Source organism: Acinetobacter sp. SAAs474 (assembly GCF_032823475.1).
In the GTDB taxonomy this organism is placed as follows: Bacteria; Pseudomonadota; Gammaproteobacteria; order Pseudomonadales; family Moraxellaceae; genus Acinetobacter.
In genome coordinates, this window is record NZ_CP127915.1 from 1,521,225 (window position 1) to 1,540,199 (window position 18,975).

Here is an 18,975-nt window from a genome sequence, read left to right on the forward strand (position 1 = left end):
TTATTAAATTGATATTTTTTAATTTTAAGATGAGTTTTATTCACTTTGCCATATATATGTGAAATAAAAAATAGCTTCCACTTTAAATCAATTATTTGTTTTTGATGATGAGATATACTTAATAATTTTTTATAAATATTTGATATTTAATGTTAAATAGATTTGTGATTAGTGCTCGTAAAAATGATACGGATGATATAAGTTGGTTGTTAATGACAAGAAATAAGGTCTTGATTTGTTAATGTGAATATTATTCATTTTTAGGTGAAGTTAAATCATTTTTATTCACTTTAATCTTCGCGTATAACTAACCCCAGTTCAGAAATTTTTATTTTTAAATTTGGGTAGCGGATCATCATGAATAATAAATTTGCATGTTCAATTAAGCGTATTCGTTTTGACGAAAACTATGAACCAGCGGATAACACACGTTTGACAACTAACTTTGCCAATTTAGCACGTGGTGAAAGTCGTCAGGAGAATCTTCGCAGAACTTTAGCGATGATCAATAATCGTTTTAATTCTTTAGCAACTTGTGATAATGCTAAGGCTGATCGTTATTCACTTGAAATCGATATTATTTCTGCAGAGCTGGATATTGAAGGTAATGGTCAAACATTTCCGTTTATTGAAATGTTAAAAAGCACCATTATAGATCATCATACTCATGAACGTATTGAAGGTATGATTGGCAATAGTTTTTCTTCTTATGTACGTGATTATGACTTTAGTGTACTGCTGTTGGCACAGGGTTATCAAGGCAGTGAAAAACCAGAAAATTTTGGTGATTTACATGGCAAACTGTATCAACATTTGGTTCACTCAGCAGCTTTTAAGGCTGAGTTTAAAAAACAGCCTGTTATTTGTTTAAGTGTTTCAACGACAAAAACCTACTATCGTACAGCAAATATACATCCTGTATTGGGCGTAGAATATAAACAAGATGAATATTCACGTACAGATGATTATTTTAAAAAAATGGGATTAACTGTTCGATATTTTAAACCTGAAAATGGTAATGCACCATTAGCGTTTTATTTCTCAGGTGATTTATTACGTGATTACACCGATTTTGAATTGATCAGTGCAATTAGTACCATGGAAAGTTTTCAAAAAATTTATCGTCCTGAAATTTACAATACCAATGCAACGGCCGGTTTGGTGTATCAACCAAGTTTACAATACCAAGATTATTCATTGACTCAGATTGTGTATGACCGTGTTGAACGTGGTCAACTTGCTGTTAAACAGGGACAATGGACAGAAGAAAACTTTATCAAACCTTATCACGATATTCTTGAGCAATGGGCTGCTGAATTTACAATTAACAATAATGCTGATCAAGAACAAGCTGCGTAATTTATTGAAAATAGAGATAGAAGATTAAATATGGCGATTTTATTACCGACCTCAACTGCTGGCAGCTTACCTAAACCATCGTGGTTGGCAGAACCTGAAAAGCTTTGGTCACCATGGAAATTACAGGATCAAGAATTACGTGATGCTAAGCTGGATGCTTTACGTTTATCATTACATGAGCAACAGCAAGCGGGTATTGATATTGTCAGTGATGGTGAACAAACACGTCAGCATTTTGTGACCACATTTATTGAGCATCTCGATGGTGTTGATTTTTCAAAACGTGAGACAGTAAAAATTCGTGATCGTTATGAAGCGAGTGTTCCTTCTGTGGTTGGTGAAGTGTCTCGTCAAAAACCAGTCTTTATTGAGGATGCACGGTTTTTACGTTCATTGACTGATCAACCGATAAAATGGGCATTACCGGGTCCAATGACCATGATTGATACCTTATATGATGGTCACTATAAAAGCCGTGAAAAATTAGCGTGGGAATTTGCTAAAATTCTAAATCAGGAAGCACGTGAATTAGAAGCTGCTGGTGTTGATATTATCCAATTTGATGAACCTGCATTTAATGTGTTTTTTGACGAAGTTAATGATTGGGGTGTAGCTACTTTAGAGCGTGCACTTGAAGGCTTAAAATGTGAAACTGCGGTTCATATCTGCTATGGTTATGGTATCAAGGCAAATACGGACTGGAAAAAGACCTTAGGTTCAGAATGGCGTCAATACGAAGAAGCTTTTCCAAAATTACAGCAATCTAAACTCGATATTATTTCACTTGAATGTCACAATTCACGAGTACCGATGGATTTGATTGAACTGATTCGCGGTAAAAAAGTCATGGTTGGCGCAATTGATGTGGCCAGTAATAGCATAGAAACAGCTGAAGAAGTTGCCAATACGTTACGTAAAGCACTTCAATTTGTCGATGCCGATAAACTTTATCCATCAACCAACTGTGGTATGGCACCATTGGGTCGTGAAGTTGCACGTGGTAAATTAAATGCCTTAAGTGCAGGTGCAGAAATTATTCGCCAAGAGTTATCTCGATAATTCTGGTCAGCAAATAATGTTTTCAATGTATTGAAAGCATTATTTGTGTGATGTAATGCGTGTGGTAAAAGTTTAATGTTGGAATATGGTAATGGTTGAAGCGATAGACTTTAAAAATGCAATGTCTTTATTAACAAGTGCAGTGAATGTTGTCACCACGATGGGAGAGTCTGGTCGTCATGGTTTTACTGCATCTGCAGTATGTAGTGTGACGGATACACCACCAACCTTACTGGTTTGTATGAATAAATCATCACGTTCTCATCACAGCTTTGTTGAAAATAAAGTGTTGTGTGTCAATGTTCTCAGTTCACAACATCAACATCTTTCTAATACATTTGCATCATCTAAACTCAGTTCTGATACCCGTTTTGAGCAAGGGGAATGGACGACTTTAGCAACGGGTTCTCCTGTACTTAATAATGCACTGGTGAGTTTCGACTGTCAGATTGAACATATTCAAGAGGTCGGCACACATACGATTTTTATTTGCCCGATTATTGCCATTCAAAAAAATAAACAAGATCAAGCATTGGCCTATTTTAATCGTGCTTATCATCAAATTGGTGAAATAGAAACGGTTTAAATCTGTTTTTAAATAATTTATTGCAAGCTCATTCAATTTATAACGTTGGTATTTAGTGGAACTGATTATTTTTTTAGCCATTGGCGCGTTTGCAGGATTTGCAGCGGGATTATTTGGTGTGGGTGGAGGGACGATTATTGTACCTTTATTATTCATCGTCTTCAGTCAAATGGGCTATAATCCTACAGTGGTCATGCATTTAGCATTAGGTACATCGCTAGCCACAATTATTGTCACCTCAATAAGTTCATGTATGGCACATAATAAGAAAGGTGGCGTTATTTGGCCAGTCTTTAAGCATTTAGCACCGGGTATGGTGCTCGGATGCTTCTTTGGTGCAGGAATTGCCGGTTGGCTTTCGGGCTTTTATTTGCAAATTATTGTGGGTTTATTTTTAATTTGGGTTGCCTATACCATGTTTGCAGGTGCAAACAAGACCATCGATCAAGGAAAAAGCCTGCCATCAACACCTGCACAAATGGTTGCTGGTACTGGAATTGGTTTTGCTTCAGCGATTTTTGGTATCGGTGGTGGTAGTTTAACCGTGCCTTATCTGACACGTTATGGCGTTGTTATGCAAAAGGCAGTAGGTACTTCTGCCGCATGCGGTTTACCCATTGCGATTGCAGGTGCTTTGGGTTTTATTTATTTTGGAATGCAACAACAGGTTAAAATTCCAAATACGCTAGGATATATTCATATTTATGCTTTTTTAGGGATTAGCATTATGAGTTTTTTTACTGCAAAACTGGGTGCAAAAGTAGCGCATGCTTTATCGCCAAGTATACTTAAAAAGTGTTTTGCAGTTTTATTGATCGTAACGGGATGCTTCTTTATATTTAAGAGTTTGGCATAACGTCGTTTAATTTTTTAATCGCTGAGCTAAAATTTTATTGCAAAAATAAAGCAATAATGTGATATCTCATACTGGTTACACAGCGTAAAATTATCATTTGGTTTATTGAATATCGTTTAAGATCACGTAATATCCATGATTTGCTATATGGGTAAGATCTATCAGCATGAGATATTCAATTAACCTCGGTTTAATCATGATATTCTACTGCTGAACTGAACATTCGGTCTCTGATTTTAAAAAAATATACCACTTCGATAGGATGATGGTGAAGAGGATTTGAGACTGGATAATCAAAGCAAAGATGAAACTCTATTCTGTGTATTTAATTTCTAGATGATTATATTCTAGTTCACAATATTAGTGCTGTTTAAGCTATAAACAGGTTGCTACCTTCAGTGAGCATTTTTTCATTTCTGATAAGGGTCTGCGCTATACCAGATCCATGCTATTACTGATCAATAAAATTTAGGTGTAGAGATAGATGATTGAACTGCGACATTTAAAAACACTGGTAGCACTACGTGAACATGGTTCATTGGTCGCTGCTGCAAGTGATTTATGTTTAACCCCATCCGCATTATCGCATCAGCTTAAAGAGCTTGATCAATTTTTGGGAACGGAAGTGGTTTATCGTCGAACACGTCCAGTCAGTTTTTCTAATGTAGGACAGCGCCTGTTGAAATTGGCAGATGAGATTTTGCCACAAGTACAAATCGCACACATGGATATTACGCGAATTTTACATGGTCAAACAGGACGAATTATATTCTCTTCAGAATGTCATAGCTGCTTTGACTGGTTGATGCCTTTACTCAATCTTTATCGTCAACAGTATCCTGATGTAGATCTTGATTTTGCTTCAGGTTTTGAAGCAAATCCACATGAACTTTTACAAAATGGTGAATTTGATTTGCTGATTACTGCGGATCCAATTGCATTAAAAGGTATTGAGTACTTTCCGATTTTTGAATATGAGTCGCGTTTGGTACTTTCCAATACACATCCTTTAGCACGTGTAGCCAATATTACGGTACAAGAACTGGCAGAAGAAACCTTGATTACTTATCCTGTAGATAAGCATCGTTTAGATATTATGTCGCGTTTATTTATTCCAGCCAATATTCAACCCAAGCAAATTCGAACCACAGACTTAACACAAATGCTTATTCAACTGATTGCAAGTGGCAGGGGGATTGGTGCCTTACCCGATTGGGTGGTAAATGAATATGAGCAAAAAGGTTGGGTGATATCACGACGATTAAATTGTGTTGCTCCACAAGGTTTACGTCGAACACTTTATGCTGGTTATCGTCGTGAAGATCAACAAAAAGATTATTTTGATGGTTTTTTAAAACAATTAGATCGTTTTTCTAAAAAACGTCATCGTTATTACGACTAGAGCAGAAGTTCGTACTGTAATGAATTTTAATAACAAAACCTTTAAAAGGTTGAAAATCGTATCAAATCAAGCAAAATTGATTTTATTTTATGCATTTGGTTGGTTTTTTATAGAAAAGTATTTGCCAAATCGACATTTTATTTATATTATAGCGGCCATGGAAGCGTGGCAGAGCGGTTTAATGCACCGGTCTTGAAAACCGACGAGGGTTTATAGCCCTCCGTGAGTTCGAATCTCACCGCTTCCGCCAAATTCTGAAAAGGAATCAAATCATAAATTTGATTCCTTTTTTTTTGTCAAAATTTTTTACGTTTCGAAATTGCAGTGATTGTTTTTTTATTGCTATTCAAGTGAATTGACGATACATCATGTTTAATGATCATCCTGCCACGATACCTCAGCATATTTAGGCTAAGGCGCCATAAAATAATACTCAATCGCTATAGCTGAATAGATCTAATTTTATTCTGAGTTAGATGTTGATGGTGCATTACATCATCTCTTGCAATTGAACCAAATCATCATATTTCCATGATGAATTACAGCTTGATAATAACAACTGCAACGCTGTATATGATCCATTTTTTTCATTTTGCACAAACATTTCGCAGAAGCTGGATAATCCTCGCAGATTTTGGACAGACGACAATCGCTATTCACAGACATGATAGCTGTCAGAGTTAGGTCTGGAGTTGGTGAAATGGCAGGTCAATATATTGAAGTAAAAACACAAACAGGGAAGTCATTTGCTGCGTATTTAGCGATTGCAGAAGGTGGTAAAGGACCGGGTATTGTATTGTGTCAGGAAATTTTTGGTGTCAATGCAGCAATGCGTGCCAAAGCAGATTTTCTAGCAGAAGAAGGTTATACGGTCATTGTTCCAGATTTGTTCTGGCGCACCGCAGCAGGTATTGAGCTGGATTATACCGAGCAAGATTTTAAAAAAGCTTTTGAGCTTTACCAAAATTACGATGAAAATCTAGGTGTTGAAGATATTCAAGATACTTTGAATTATCTAAAAACACTTGCAAGCTGTGATACTGCAGCTGGCTTAGGGGTAGTGGGATATTGTCTCGGTGGTAAAGTTGCTTACTTAGCAGGTTGTCGTATTGCAGAAGTGGCTTGTACAGTCAGTTATTACGGTGTCGGCATCGAAAAAGCTTTACATGAGCTTGCCGATGTTAAAGGCCGTATGGTTTTACATATTGCAGAATTAGATAAATTTACCCCGCCAGAAGCACGGCAACAGATTTTAAATGCTGCTGCACAATATAACAATATCTATGCCTATGTTTATGAAGGTGTAGATCATGCCTTTGCTCGTCCAAATAGCGAGCACTATCATAAGCCATCGGCACGATTTGCGCATGAACGAAGTATTACTGCATTGCATCAAACGATAGGCCCTGTTTATGACCTCGTTGCGCTTTGGGAAGAACACATTCGTCATGAATTTGATACGCGTGATGTGCCTGCGACGATGGCGACGATGGTAGCTCAACCTTATGTCAATCATATTCCAACACTTACAGGTGGTGTTGGTTATAGCCAGCTTGCGCGTTTCTATCAATATCATTTTGTGCATCAAAATCCTCAAGATATGAAAATCACTTCGATCTCACGTACTGTTGGTTCAACACAGGTAGTGGATGAGTTCATTATGAGCTTTACCCATGATCGTGAGATTGACTGGTTACTACCGGGTGTTGCTGCAACAGGAAAATATGTCGAAATTCCGATGTTAGGTGTAATTCAGTTTCGTGGTGCCAAATTGTGTCATGAGCATATTTATTGGGATCAAGCGTCTGTTCTGGTGCAAATTGGTTTGCTTAATCCTGAAGGTTTACCGGTTGCAGGGGTTGAAACTGCCCAAAAACTGTTAGATGAAGACATACCATCCAATACTTTAATGCCATCTTGGCCAAGCAGTGAAGGCAAGTCAGTTTAACGACTGAAATCAACCATCAGGAGTAGAATATGAATATTGAATTACATCAGAAAATTGCTGTGGTGAGTGGTGGTGCAACGTTGATTGGTCAGGCCGTAGTACAGGTATTGGCCGATGCAGGTGCCAAAGTTGTTATTCTGGATATTGCCGAGCATGGGCAGCAAATTGCTGATGCCATCAAGGGGCAGGTGAAATTTATTCAAACCGATTTAACTAGTGATATCGCAATTGCACATGCAGTTAGCACCATTCATGCAACATTTGGAACAGTTGATTATTTAGTCAATCTGGCCTGTACTTATCTGGATGATGGATTCAAATCCTCACGTGGCGATTGGTTGCAGGCGTTAGATGTCAATCTGGTTTCGGCAGTCGAATTAACCCGTGCTTTTTATGAAGATTTAAAAACTCATCAAGGGGCGATCGTAAATTTCACATCGATCTCTGCCAAATTCGCCCAAACAGGCCGTTGGTTATATCCAGTTTCAAAAGCGGCGATGCGTCAACTTACTCAATCGATGGCTATGGATTTTGCACCTGACGGCATCCGTGTCAATTCAGTATCACCAGGCTGGACATGGTCGCGTGTTATTGCAGAAGTGAGTGGTCATGATCGCGCTAAAGCAGATCGCGTGGCAGCGGATTATCATGTATTGGGTCGCTTGGGCAATCCAGAAGAAGTTGGCAAGGTTGTCCTATTTTTACTTTCATCTGCCGCAAGTTTTGTGACAGGTGCTGATTATGCCGTCGATGGAGGTTACTCCATCATGGGGCCAGAAAGGAATCAACCCGCTATTTCACGTTTAGCCGATGAAGCGTAATAGCAGATCAATATTTAAACCTTAAATAATTGAAAAAATATGGGAGAACCATGATGCGTCGTATCGCAATTGTTGGAGCGGGTCAATCTGGATTACAGCTCGGTTTAAGCCTGTTAGATACAGGTTATGATGTCACAATTTTAACCAACCGTACCGCAGATGAAATTCGGCAGGGTAAGGTGATGTCAAGCCAATGTATGTTTCATAGTGCCTTACAAACTGAGCGTGATGTTGGACTGAATTTCTGGGAAGAACAATGTCCTGCTGTTGAAGGAATAGGATTTACATTGGTTAGTCCTGAAACTGGAAAACCTGCATTTTCGTGGAGCGCTCGACTGGAGCGTTATGGTCAATCGGTTGATCAGCGCGTGAAAATGCCTTATTGGATTGAAGTATTTGAACGTCGTGGTGGCAAACTGATTATTCAGGATGTTGGCATTGATGAGTTAGAACAACTAACTGCCGAGTATGAACTGGTGTTGTTGGCGGCAGGTAAGGGCGAAGTGGTTAAACAGTTTGTACGTGATGACGAACGCAGCACATTCGATAAGCCACAGCGTGCGCTTGCTTTGACTTATGTCACCGGTATGCAACCAATGTCGCCGTATTCACGTGTTAATTTTAATGTTATTCCCGGTGTTGGTGAATATTTTTGCTTTCCTGCATTAACTGTTACAGGTCCTTGCGAAATTATGGTGTTTGAAGGTATTCCGGGTGGTCCAATGGATTGCTGGCAAGATGCCAAAACATCTGAACAGCATTTGCAAATGAGCAAAGATATTCTCAATAAATATCTGCCTTGGGAAGCTGCACGGTGTGAAAATATTCAACTCACCGATGCTGGTGGTTACCTTGCAGGACGCTTCGCACCAAGCGTACGTAAGCCCGTACTCACTTTACCATCAGGTCGTCAAGTATTTGGTATGGCTGATGCATTGGTGGTGAATGATCCTATCACTGGCCAAGGTTCTAACAATGCAGCCAAATGTAGCAAGATTTATTTTGATGCCATTTTAGCGCATGACACCGAAGTATTTACAGCTGAATGGATGCAGCAAACCTTTGAACGTTACTGGTCTTATGCCGAAAAAGTTGTGGCTTGGACCAATAGCTTACTGGTTCCACCTCAGCCACAAATGATTGAAGTATTAGCCGCAGCAAGTCAAAACCAAGCCATTGCATCCGTGATTGCCAATAACTTTGACGATCCACGTCACTTTTCTCCATGGTGGTTTGATCCAGAGCAAGCGCAGCATTTTATTGAAGCCAAAAGCTGTCAGAAAGTTGCTTAAAACACTAGGAAAGAAGAAGTGAATGTCATGAATATTAATACATCTTATGAGCTCGGTTTAAAACCGATTGATATTGAAAACCCAAGAGAAATTCGTAACTTACTTGGGCAGTTTGCAACAGGCGTGACAGTAATTACAACACGTGGTCGGGATGGAGGTAAAATTGGAATGACCGCCAATTCATTTTCATCATTGTCACTTGATCCACCTTTGATTCTGTGGAGTTTATCGAAAACTGCACCGAGTCTACCCGATTTTACAGCAGCTGAATATTTCGCGATTCACATGCTGGCTCAGGAGCATCATTCACTTTCTGGACATTTCGCACGGGGATCAGAAGATAAATTCGCCAGTATTGCACATCGTGAATGTGCGCATGGTCTACCTCTACTTGAGGATGTACTTGCGACATTGGTCTGTAAAAATATTAACCAATATGAAGGTGGTGATCATCTCATTTTTATTGGTGAAATTGAGCATTATCAACAACGTATTGGTGAACCTTTAGTGTTTCATGCAGGTAAATATCGTATTGCTGCAGAACATCCAGAACTCAGTATTTAATGATATCCATCACGATCAATTCCGGTCGTGATTTTTTCAGGGATAGAATATGAAGAACCATGTGATAAAAAGAGGTTTTCTTGCTGGAACAGTGGTCTTGACTGCGGTTACAGCCCATGCTTATGACTTACCAACGGTAAATCTGGGTATGACCAGTTTTCTGGATGGTGGATTACCTGCCGGACCGGGTTGGTATTCACAAACTTATTTTCAGAATTATGATTCAAATAAACTTATGGATCATCAAGGTAATCAACTGCCTTTACCTAAAACTGATTTAAACTATCAGGTGCTTGTTGAACAAGTTAGTTATATGTCCAATATACGCATTGGTGATCATGCCGCATTGGGGCTTAATGTTCTTATTCCATTTGTCAGTAAAATGGCGATGAATGATGGATTGAATAATGCAGCCATCAAGGCACAGGGTGGTTTTGGTGATCTGATGATTGGGCCATTTATTCAGTTTGATCCAGTGATGGGTCAACACGGTCCTAAATTTGTACAGCGTATTGAGTTGCAGGTGAATTTACCAACAGGCAATTACGATCGGCAAAAAAATATCAATCCTGGAAACAATGCTGTTTCTTTGGATCCATATTGGGCAGCAACGTACTGGTTTAATCCAAAATGGACAGCTTCTACGCGTATTCATTATTTATATAATTTTAAAAATGATGATCCTAACTATAGCTATGCCACAGCAGATGATATTCAAGCAGGGCAGGCAATTCATGCTAACTTTGCAACAGATTATGCAATTACGCCACAATTACGTTTGGGTTTAAATGGCTATTGGCTGAAGCAAATCACAGATAACAAAGTGAATGATGAAAAAATGAAAGATACACGTGAGCAAGTTTGGGCCATTGGTCCGGGTGCAATGTATAGCTTTTCAAAAAATGACCATGTGGTTGCCAATGCATATTTTGAGCAGAATGCCAAGAATCGACCTGAAGGTACGCGTTTACAGCTACGTTATATTCATCATTTTTGATGGGTATATTGAAAAATTTAAACATCAATACCTTGGCTTATTTAGAACATTCTAGATAAGTTTTTTTAATTAATCAGATACAGATTAAAATACAATTATTTTAATGATTCAATTTTAAAATAACGTAGCAGTGAAGTAATTAAGTTTTTAAATACAGTCACTTTAATATCAAAATTGATTTCATAGACGATGATTTAAATCTCTTTTGATTGGTGCAAAAATCATAGCTTGATTATGAATATGCTTTAAATCCAGAATTTTGATGATCCATCGTAGATCTGCGTGTAGACGAAGGTAATTCACCATAACGGCGTTTATATTCCTGAGAAAAACGACCAAGATGTGTAAAGCCCCATTTGAATGCGACATCAGTGACAGAAATATGCTCGTTACGCAATAATTCGATATGTGCTTGTTCAAAACGCAGCGCTTTTAAATAAGACATTGGTGACGTATTTAAAAAGCTTTTAAATCCTGCAAATAGCGTTCGTACACTCACACCCGCATGTTCGGCCAGTTGTTCAATACTTAGTGATGCATGTAAATTTTCACGCATAAAAGCTTCGGTACGTTTGATAAAATAAGGAGAAATCGCGTGTGTTTTGCTGTGTTCAATACCTTTTAATAAAGTATTTTGCTGACCATAAATCAGTGCGTTAAACAGGCTAGATTCAAATTGTTTAAAAGCCATTGGATGATGTAATGGATGATGTTCACAAGCCAAAGTATCCATGAGGGTACGCATGAGTTGTAAGAAATAACCACCACCTTGCGTCGAAAAATCAAGTTTTGGTTCAAATAAAGGCAAATGATGAGGTGCATCTGGCAGATGCTGGCGACAATGTTGTAACAGGTCTTCTTTATCAATTTTCAAGATGAGCTGTGGAGAGTTTGCATGCCAACGCATTTTTAAAGATTGATTTGGAGAAATGAGTGAGGCAACTTGTGTATACGAAATAAACTTTTGCTGATTAATTTCAATTTCAGCATAACCCTGTGTTGGAATTTGAATCAAATAAAATTTTTCTAAATGATCAGGTTCAATATAAACGTCAGCGCCGTATTCAAGGCGACTAATGGATAAGCGACCTGCCTTGAGATGGTGCATGGATGAGTGAAAATCATTACGCTGCTGTACTACTTTTAAAAGATGTGGCTTAAAAATTTTTCCAACACTTTTGCAAGTTTCGCTTAAATCTTGATGCTGAAATACCAAGTTTTGTGATGAAAAAATAGCGCATTGTTGTAGATGGCGTCCATTTAATTCCATAGTGGCATTGATCTGACTCATGCATATTCCTTTTTAGCTGGCTTATTGGTCACATCACATCTGAGTCAAAAAAGTCATCAGATTGCTATGTTACCCACAATACTTAAATATTTAAGTGGCTCGCAATGACATAAAGAATTAAGCAAAAAATAGACCAATCCAAACACTGAGCATACTATTTTTAAACTTATTGGAGCATGATCAAAGGGCTAAAAAATTGACAAGGATGACGTTAAATCAGAGCATAAAAATTGATCATGTCCTAAACTCTTTATAGGATCTTATTCCTTAAGATCTATGCTTATATATAACAAATCTGACCAAAATGATCAATTTATTTTAGTGATATGGTTTTATTTTAAGTTTATGAAATATAATGATTATTTTAATTAAATTGTAAATTTTTTAATAAAATTAGACTGTATAAAACTCAGCAGATAAAAAAGCGCTAAGCTGGAGTCAATTTCAGTAAAAAAGTCTGTCCTATTTGATGATTTATTTATAGATCACTTGAATAACTAGAAGCGCAGCAATGTCATATCTTTTGATATGACATGCATACAAGGACAGCATTAAATTTTTGCGCTATTGCTTTGCAAAAATTTTTCACTATAAATATGGCAATCTGCAATGGCATGTTCATCCAACCATGTTTTAACCGCTTCAATCATGGGGGGTGGACCACATAAGTACATATCAAATGTTTGCGCTTGGAGTTGGTTTTTATCCAAATGTTCATGAATATAACCAGACTTGCCATGCCATTGTGCTGAAGCTTTTGCAACAATTGGATGATAACTAAAGTCTTTAATACGTTCAGCATAGGCAGTTAAGCGATTTTGTTCGCAAAGATCTGCCTCAGTATTTACACCATAATATAGATGAATTGGCGGTTGATTGGCTTGTTCTGCAATATTATCGAGCATACCTAAAAATGCAGATAAACCTGTACCACCTGCAATAAAGACCAAAGGACGCTCTATTTCACGAAGATAAAAGCTGCCTAAAGGTGCTTCCATCATTAAGGTTTGACCAACTTGACAGCGTTCTCTCAAATAATTGCTCATCACACCATGCGGCAGTAGGCGAATCAGAAATTGAAGTTGATTGTTGCTATTTGGACGATTGGCAAAAGAATAAGAACGCCAGTGATCTGTATCTGTAATTTGCAAACGAGCGTATTGACCAGGTAAAAAATCAAGTTGCTTAGCGTGGCTACTGGCATCTAAATGTAAAATGGCAGTGGTTTCTGAAACCAGTTCTATGCCAGTAACGACAGTTGCAATTTTGAGCGTTTCACCTGCATGACAAATATTTGAATGATGATCAAAATAGAAAGCTGCATTGGATTTAACACGCGTTTGGCAAGCCAATATTTTACGATCAGCCAAATCACGTTCACTTAATGCATCTTCATCAACATATTCTTGTTCATAACTACCTGTTTCACATTTGCCTTGACAGGTGCCGCACACACCTTCACGGCAATCTAAGGGGAGATAAATACCTTGACGAACTGCTGCATCAAGCAACAACTCATCGTCCTGTACAGCAATAAAAAAAGTTTTACCATCGGCAAAATTAAGTGCAACAGAATGATTCATGCTGATACTCCTTAGACGTGATAAAAGTCGAGCACTGAATCGATCTTATCATTCAGTAACACACTGTGCTGACGACGGATACGGAAGCTATCTGCTGTTGGGCGCAATAAATAGGTTGCACGTCCATAAAAACAACCCTCAAGTCCTTGACGATTGTATAAGGTTCTCCAGTTGACGCTGGCTTCAATTAAACCATCATCCAGTGTTTTTACCTGTATGTTATGAATATTATGTTGCGTACGCGGTAGTGGCGTTGCTGAAGCGGCTTTACCTGTGCGAATACGAAACACACGGTCTTCAAGACCAGAACGATCTTCATAATAAATATATGACAAACCTTGGTTTGGATCTTGTACGTAGTGATGATCATCAATCCATTGAGGGATGTGATATTCACTGTCTTCATCATATAGGTTGATATAAGCATCCCAATCGTAGTGATCGCATAATTCAGCTTTTTTATAGAGGAATTGCGAAACTGCAAAATGAAGTTCAATAGACATGATTACACCTCATCCGTAACGGGTTGATGATCAAAAGTAATGTCGTGCATTTTCAGTGCTTTTTTGTTAAGTCCATCCAGTAGCAATCGTTGCCAGTGCCCATGTTGGTTGACATATAGACCTTCGTGTGTAAATTCACACCCAGTAATGACTGGCTTAATGCCTAGATCTTGCGCGTTTTGTGTTGAACCATAGATCCATTGATGGTGCCCACGAGAAATATCACTCCAACGCTCTATACGCCCTTGAAAGCCTTTTTGTTGTTCACGGAATTCGACCAGATCATCGGGTGTGCCTAGACCAGAGACATTAAAGAAATCTTCAAACTGACGAATACGATTACGACGTGCTTCTTTTGATTCACCTTTGACGCCAATACATTGGCTAATGACCTCAGTTTTATTCCAAGCCACTGGACGTACAATACGTAACTGTGAACTGATCTGATCCATAAAGAAGAGACTTGGATATAGGTTGAGGTTACGTAAGCGATGCATTGCCCATTCAGCGTGTTTTTCACCAAATCTTTCTAGCAAATAAGGCATAACGCTATCATAGCCAGGACGTACTGTTGGATTGGGCATGTCACTAAATAGCACGCTATGACCATTATTAAAGCTAAACCAACCATCATCGGTTTCGGCATCACCTGCGCCCAGTTTGCTATAATCGAGTGTATCGAGTTCATCACCTTTTGCTGCATTGACTTGCTGGCGGTGTTGTACGGTAGAGACATAGTTATAATGCACAGTACTGACGTGGTAGCCATCTAAACCATTTTCATTTTGTAGTTTCCAGTTCCCTGCAAAGGTATATGCAGATTTACCCGGTAAAACCTCAAGTTCACCTGTAGGTGATTGGTCAACCATCAGATCGAGAAATATTTTGGCATCACCCAAAAAGTCCTCAAGTGCATCTGTAGCCTGAGTATCTAAACTTACAAAGACAAATCCACGATAGCTTGCAATACGACCTTGTTTTAAACCACGGCTTGATTTATCAAAATCTTCACAGTATTCACTTGGCGCTTTAACTTTGACCAGACGTCCATCAGATTTGTAGCACCATGCATGAAATGGACAGGTAAATACAGACTGGTTTCCTTTAGCAACACGGGTCAGTGTCGCACCACGATGTTCACAAGCATTGACCATCGCATGCAATTGACCTTGAGCATCACGACTGATAATGATCGGTTGACGACCAATCTGTACGGTAACGAAGTCGTTATTGTTCGGGATTTCACTTTCATGGCAGGCATAAATCCATACTTTTTCAAAAATGAGTTCCATTTCAAGTTCAAATAGCTCGGGCTCGGTAAACATATCGCGAGCAATTCGATAGACACCATCATTGGGGCGAAAATCGATACAACCCTGTACAAAATTTTGCCATTCGGCGAGGTTACGTGCAGTCATGGGCTCTTCCTCTATCCAATCAATGCTTTGATATGATTGAACCGCGAATTTAAGCCATGCTCTATCCAGATTTTCCTTGTTTTTATCCACTTTATGCAGTTTGTTATATGCTGAATTTAAAAAAGGTCATTATTTTTCTAGAATTTAATTTATTGTTAATTTTATTTTTGATATAAATATGGAATTGCATATATACGAATATTCATATATAAGTATATTGGCGAATTTAATTGAGCTTGAGCAAATGACTGTTACTCTAAAAATAGAAATGGATCATCATCCTGAATCTGCGTTATCAGATTCGACATCGATGCGAATCCGTCATGCCAAGACTAAAGCTGAGCGGATGGTGTATCTTAAAACATCCCTCGCTCAAAATAAGCTGATTCAAATGATTATATTTACAGGTTAAAAAAGAAATATGTTTCCTTATTATATTTGGCGTTAGAGCTTGACCTTTACATGGATAAAAATGGCTTAACCTGATGCTTTTATTTGATTTTGATTAATCCTTATTTGGGGTGATTGAATGGGAAACAGCTTTAAATCACCGATGAAATTGGTGTTAGAAATTTTGCCATAGTCAGATAAAAGCATTTTATTCAATAAGATGGGAAAAATACTGAATATCTGTAGTGATTATAATCAAAATATTATGGATAGATGAATATTGATATATCCATAGATTAAAGTGAGTAAAAATATGGACCAAATTGATTTTTTTAAATGTTTGGCGGATGAAACTCGATTTAAGATCGTGATGTTAGTTGTTAAAAATAATGAGCAGTGTGTTTGTGATTTGACGGAAAAATTACAACTCAGCCAACCCAAGATTTCACGGCACTTAGCCTTGTTGCGTGCTTTAGGCCTGTTACGAGATCGACGTCAAGGACAATGGGTCTATTACAGTCTTAATCCAAATTTACCCACTTGCTATTTAGATATATTGAACATCCTTAAAAATGCAGATTTACAACCAAAAGTCGCAGCATTACTGCAGCAAATTAATCGTGATTGCGAGTAGAACACTATGAATTTTCTTTTTTTATGTACGGGAAATAGCTGTCGCAGTATTTTATCCGAAGTGCTTTTTAATCATCGCGCTCCAGCAGGCTGCAAAGCCTATAGTGCAGGTAGCAAACCCACTGGACAGGTACATCCATTGACCATTGAAACACTGCAAAACTTAGCTTTTTCAACTCAAGGTTTATGGAGTAAAACGATTGATGACTGTAAACAATACCAACCAGATGTGGTGATTACGGTTTGTGATGCAGCCGCTCAGGAAGCTTGCCCGCTGTATTTAGGTGAGGCCATTAAAGCACATTGGGGATTGGCTGACCCATCACACTTGGATTTACCACAACAACAAAAACTACAAGCATTTCAAGTCACCGTTGATCATATCAACCGCCGTTTAGATGCATTATTGGCACTTGATATAGCGCATATATCACGTTCTGAGTTGATTGCGGCGATCAATCAAATTTCGCACATTGAATGAGATCACCATAGTGCAACACAGATTATCTTTTTTAGATCGTAACCTTACGCTATGGATTTTTATGGCAATGGCGTTAGGAATTGCGATGGGTATATTTTTTCCACAGGTCTCAGTAGCTTTGGATAAAACCAGTGTCGGCTCAGTTAATCTCCCGATTGCGATCGGTTTGATTTTGATGATGTATCCACCTTTGGCAAAAGTGGACTATGCGGCTTTGCCACAGGTATTTAAAGATAAGAAAACACTGGCATTATCCTTAGTACAAAACTGGCTTATCGCACCTGTTTTGATGTTTAGCTTAGCCATTATTTTTTTACATAACGATCCTGAATATATGACAGGCTTGATCCTCATTGGCTTAGCACGCTGTATTGCAATGGTTTTGATTTGGAATGGTTTAGCCTGTGGTGATAACCAATATGTTGCTGCATTGGTTGCCTTTAATAGTATCTTTCAAATTTTATTCTTCAGTACCTATGCATGGTTATTTCTGACTTTGTTACCTCCTTATTTTGGTATTGCAGGACAAGTAATCGATATTGATTTCTGGACAATTACTCATACAGTATTGATATATTTAGGGATCCCATTTTTTCTGGGTTTTATGACCCGATTTATGTTGGTGCGTGCTAAAGGTTTGGTCTGGTATCGAGAGAGTTTTTTACCAAAGATAAGTCCGCTGAGTTTACTGGCTTTATTGTTCACGATTGTGGCGATGTTTAGCCTTAAAGGACATGAAGTACTGAGTTTGCCTTTGGATGTCTTGCGGATTGCAGTTCCATTGACGATTTATTTTATCATGATGTTTTTCATTAGTTTCTTTATGAGTAAATGGATGGGAAACAATTATGCTAAAACCACCGCCATTTCATTTACTGCTGCAGGAAATAATTTTGAATTGGCACTGGCTGTTGCGATTGCAACCTTTGGTTTGGCTTCACCAGTCGCATTTACCACGGTGATTGGCCCACTGGTTGAAGTGCCGGTACTGATTGCTTTAGTCAGCGTTTCCTTGTGGCTTAGAAAAAAAATTTTTAAAACAGAGATATAATTACCATGACTGTTCCAAATATAGAGATGAGTCTTCTTGATCAACCCACTTTAGAAAAAGTACAGGCCAAACCGTTAAATCATCCACCACGTATTTTACTGTTGTATGGTTCAAACCGTGAACGTTCATATAGTCGGCTGGCGGTGATGGAGGCAGGACGTATCTTGGCGCAGTTTGGTGCTGAAGTAAAAATTTTTCATCCGAAAGGTCTACCGTTACCTGAAGATGCGGATATCGAACATCCAAAAGTCAAAGAGCTACATGAACTGTTAGCGTGGTCGGAAGGCATGGTATGGTGTTCACCAGAACGTCATGGTGCAATGAGTTCAATCTTTAAATCGCAAATTGACTGGATTCCTTTAGCTGGTGGTGCGATTCGTGCAACACAGGGAAAAACCTTAGCCTTGATGCAGGTTAGTGGTGGTTCGCAGTCTTTTAATAGCGTTAATCAAATGCGAATTTTAGGACGTTGGATGCGTATGATTACGATTCCAAATCAATCCTCTATTCCTAAAGCTTTTTTAGAGTTTGAAGAGGATGGACGAATGAAACCATCCGCTTTCTATGATCGCATTGTGGATGTAATGGAAGAATTATATAAGTTCACCTTATTGACGCGTGGACAGCATCAGTATCTCACAGACCGTTATTCTGAACGAAAAGAATCTGCTGAAGCATTGTCTCAGCGCGTCAATCAACGTTGTTTATAGAGATATTGATTTGACGATCAAATGCCGACGA

At 38.4% G+C, this 18,975-nt stretch carries 19 protein-coding genes and 1 tRNA gene; 16 read left to right on the forward strand and 4 right to left on the reverse strand.

From position 1 onward, the window contains the following. The first annotated feature begins 357 nt into the window (after nucleotides 1-357). The 11 genes from QSG86_RS08125 to QSG86_RS08175 all read left to right on the forward strand — a co-directional run bounded on the left by QSG86_RS08125 (nucleotide 358) and on the right by QSG86_RS08175 (nucleotide 10,884). Complete coding sequence (locus QSG86_RS08125; protein ID WP_317031023.1) at nucleotides 358-1,359, forward strand: putative oxygenase MesX; 1,002 nt, start codon at nucleotides 358-360, stop codon at nucleotides 1,357-1,359. 30 nt (nucleotides 1,360-1,389) lie between these two features. Then, a complete protein-coding gene (locus QSG86_RS08130; protein ID WP_317031024.1) occupies nucleotides 1,390-2,418 on the forward strand; it encodes a methionine synthase in 1,029 nt (342 codons plus the stop codon). 91 nt (nucleotides 2,419-2,509) lie between these two features. Then, the gene (locus tag QSG86_RS08135) at nucleotides 2,510-3,004 is read left to right on the forward strand and encodes a flavin reductase (protein ID WP_317031025.1); all 495 of its coding nucleotides are present in this window, start codon (nucleotides 2,510-2,512) and stop codon (nucleotides 3,002-3,004) included. Between the two features lie 55 nt (nucleotides 3,005-3,059). Next, nucleotides 3,060-3,860 (forward strand): sulfite exporter TauE/SafE family protein, encoded by an 801-nt coding sequence (locus QSG86_RS08140; RefSeq protein ID WP_317031026.1) that lies wholly within the window; start codon nucleotides 3,060-3,062, stop codon nucleotides 3,858-3,860. Between the two features lie 484 nt (nucleotides 3,861-4,344). Then, nucleotides 4,345-5,262, forward strand: a complete 918-nt coding sequence (locus QSG86_RS08145; RefSeq protein ID WP_317031027.1) for a LysR family transcriptional regulator — start codon at nucleotides 4,345-4,347, stop codon at nucleotides 5,260-5,262. 159 nt (nucleotides 5,263-5,421) lie between these two features. Next, a tRNA-Ser gene (locus QSG86_RS08150) sits at nucleotides 5,422-5,512 on the forward strand. A gap of 450 nt (nucleotides 5,513-5,962) precedes the next feature. Beyond that, nucleotides 5,963-7,210, forward strand: coding sequence for a dienelactone hydrolase family protein (locus QSG86_RS08155; RefSeq protein ID WP_317031028.1), 1,248 nt, complete (start codon nucleotides 5,963-5,965; stop codon nucleotides 7,208-7,210). A 29-nt stretch (nucleotides 7,211-7,239) separates the two neighbouring features. Further along, nucleotides 7,240-8,031 (forward strand): SDR family oxidoreductase, encoded by a 792-nt coding sequence (locus tag QSG86_RS08160; protein ID WP_317031029.1) that lies wholly within the window; start codon nucleotides 7,240-7,242, stop codon nucleotides 8,029-8,031. 53 nt (nucleotides 8,032-8,084) lie between these two features. After that, a complete protein-coding gene (locus QSG86_RS08165; protein WP_317032706.1) occupies nucleotides 8,085-9,323 on the forward strand; it encodes a styrene monooxygenase/indole monooxygenase family protein in 1,239 nt (412 codons plus the stop codon). 27 nt (nucleotides 9,324-9,350) lie between these two features. Further along, nucleotides 9,351-9,887: a flavin reductase family protein gene (locus QSG86_RS08170; RefSeq protein WP_410487453.1), complete on the forward strand. Its 537-nt coding sequence runs from the start codon at nucleotides 9,351-9,353 to the stop codon at nucleotides 9,885-9,887. Between the two features lie 49 nt (nucleotides 9,888-9,936). Then, the gene (locus QSG86_RS08175; RefSeq protein ID WP_317031030.1) at nucleotides 9,937-10,884 is read left to right on the forward strand and encodes a transporter; all 948 of its coding nucleotides are present in this window, start codon (nucleotides 9,937-9,939) and stop codon (nucleotides 10,882-10,884) included. A 232-nt stretch (nucleotides 10,885-11,116) separates the two neighbouring features. On the opposite strand, the gene QSG86_RS08180 is transcribed toward QSG86_RS08175, so the two are convergent. From QSG86_RS08180 to antA, 4 genes are all read right to left on the reverse strand, one after another. Beyond that, nucleotides 11,117-12,175: an AraC family transcriptional regulator gene (locus QSG86_RS08180; protein WP_317031031.1), complete on the reverse strand. Its 1,059-nt coding sequence runs from the start codon at nucleotides 12,173-12,175 to the stop codon at nucleotides 11,117-11,119. A gap of 551 nt (nucleotides 12,176-12,726) precedes the next feature. Continuing rightward, complete coding sequence (gene antC, locus QSG86_RS08185) at nucleotides 12,727-13,764, reverse strand: anthranilate 1,2-dioxygenase electron transfer component AntC (RefSeq protein WP_317032708.1); 1,038 nt, start codon at nucleotides 13,762-13,764, stop codon at nucleotides 12,727-12,729. A gap of 5 nt (nucleotides 13,765-13,769) precedes the next feature. Continuing rightward, the gene (gene antB / locus QSG86_RS08190) at nucleotides 13,770-14,261 is read right to left on the reverse strand and encodes an anthranilate 1,2-dioxygenase small subunit (RefSeq protein ID WP_317031032.1); all 492 of its coding nucleotides are present in this window, start codon (nucleotides 14,259-14,261) and stop codon (nucleotides 13,770-13,772) included. A gap of 2 nt (nucleotides 14,262-14,263) precedes the next feature. After that, nucleotides 14,264-15,679, reverse strand: a complete 1,416-nt coding sequence (gene antA, locus QSG86_RS08195; protein ID WP_317031033.1) for an anthranilate 1,2-dioxygenase large subunit — start codon at nucleotides 15,677-15,679, stop codon at nucleotides 14,264-14,266. 244 nt (nucleotides 15,680-15,923) lie between these two features. On the opposite strand from antA, the gene QSG86_RS08200 reads away from it, so the two are divergent. The 5 genes from QSG86_RS08200 (at nucleotide 15,924) to arsH (ending at nucleotide 18,944) form a co-directional block, all read left to right on the forward strand. Further along, entirely contained in the window at nucleotides 15,924-16,091 is a 168-nt protein-coding gene (locus tag QSG86_RS08200) for a hypothetical protein (protein WP_317031034.1), read from the forward strand. Between the two features lie 291 nt (nucleotides 16,092-16,382). Beyond that, nucleotides 16,383-16,703 (forward strand): metalloregulator ArsR/SmtB family transcription factor, encoded by a 321-nt coding sequence (locus QSG86_RS08205; protein ID WP_317031035.1) that lies wholly within the window; start codon nucleotides 16,383-16,385, stop codon nucleotides 16,701-16,703. 6 nt (nucleotides 16,704-16,709) lie between these two features. Then, on the forward strand, nucleotides 16,710-17,183 hold the full coding sequence (locus QSG86_RS08210; RefSeq protein WP_317031036.1) for an arsenate reductase ArsC: 474 nt from the start codon (nucleotides 16,710-16,712) through the stop codon (nucleotides 17,181-17,183). 61 nt (nucleotides 17,184-17,244) lie between these two features. Then, complete coding sequence (gene arsB, locus QSG86_RS08215) at nucleotides 17,245-18,234, forward strand: ACR3 family arsenite efflux transporter (protein ID WP_410487518.1); 990 nt, start codon at nucleotides 17,245-17,247, stop codon at nucleotides 18,232-18,234. A gap of 5 nt (nucleotides 18,235-18,239) precedes the next feature. Next, nucleotides 18,240-18,944, forward strand: coding sequence for an arsenical resistance protein ArsH (arsH, locus tag QSG86_RS08220; protein WP_317031037.1), 705 nt, complete (start codon nucleotides 18,240-18,242; stop codon nucleotides 18,942-18,944). The last annotated feature ends 31 nt before the right edge of the window (nucleotides 18,945-18,975 follow it).

Excerpts from the sequence above, each read along its gene's own strand:
- QSG86_RS08125 (WP_317031023.1), top strand. The coding sequence starts at position 358 with ATGAATAATAAATTTGCATGTTCAATTAAGCGTATTCGTTTTGACGAA.
- QSG86_RS08130 (WP_317031024.1), top strand. The coding sequence starts at position 1,390 with ATGGCGATTTTATTACCGACCTCAACTGCTGGCAGCTTACCTAAACCA.
- QSG86_RS08135 (WP_317031025.1), top strand. The coding sequence starts at position 2,510 with ATGGTTGAAGCGATAGACTTTAAAAATGCAATGTCTTTATTAACAAGT.
- QSG86_RS08145 (WP_317031027.1), top strand. The coding sequence starts at position 4,345 with ATGATTGAACTGCGACATTTAAAAACACTGGTAGCACTACGTGAACAT.
- QSG86_RS08155 (WP_317031028.1), top strand. The coding sequence starts at position 5,963 with ATGGCAGGTCAATATATTGAAGTAAAAACACAAACAGGGAAGTCATTT.
- QSG86_RS08160 (WP_317031029.1), top strand. The coding sequence starts at position 7,240 with ATGAATATTGAATTACATCAGAAAATTGCTGTGGTGAGTGGTGGTGCA.
- QSG86_RS08165 (WP_317032706.1), top strand. The coding sequence starts at position 8,085 with ATGCGTCGTATCGCAATTGTTGGAGCGGGTCAATCTGGATTACAGCTC.
- QSG86_RS08170 (WP_410487453.1), top strand. The coding sequence starts at position 9,351 with ATGAATATTAATACATCTTATGAGCTCGGTTTAAAACCGATTGATATT.
- QSG86_RS08175 (WP_317031030.1), top strand. The coding sequence starts at position 9,937 with ATGAAGAACCATGTGATAAAAAGAGGTTTTCTTGCTGGAACAGTGGTC.
- QSG86_RS08180 (WP_317031031.1), bottom strand. The coding sequence starts at position 12,175 with ATGAGTCAGATCAATGCCACTATGGAATTAAATGGACGCCATCTACAA.
- antB (WP_317031032.1), bottom strand. The coding sequence starts at position 14,261 with ATGTCTATTGAACTTCATTTTGCAGTTTCGCAATTCCTCTATAAAAAA.
- antA (WP_317031033.1), bottom strand. The coding sequence starts at position 15,679 with ATGACTGCACGTAACCTCGCCGAATGGCAAAATTTTGTACAGGGTTGT.
- QSG86_RS08200 (WP_317031034.1), top strand. The coding sequence starts at position 15,924 with ATGACTGTTACTCTAAAAATAGAAATGGATCATCATCCTGAATCTGCG.
- QSG86_RS08205 (WP_317031035.1), top strand. The coding sequence starts at position 16,383 with ATGGACCAAATTGATTTTTTTAAATGTTTGGCGGATGAAACTCGATTT.
- QSG86_RS08210 (WP_317031036.1), top strand. The coding sequence starts at position 16,710 with ATGAATTTTCTTTTTTTATGTACGGGAAATAGCTGTCGCAGTATTTTA.
- arsB (WP_410487518.1), top strand. The coding sequence starts at position 17,245 with ATGGCAATGGCGTTAGGAATTGCGATGGGTATATTTTTTCCACAGGTC.
- arsH (WP_317031037.1), top strand. The coding sequence starts at position 18,240 with ATGACTGTTCCAAATATAGAGATGAGTCTTCTTGATCAACCCACTTTA.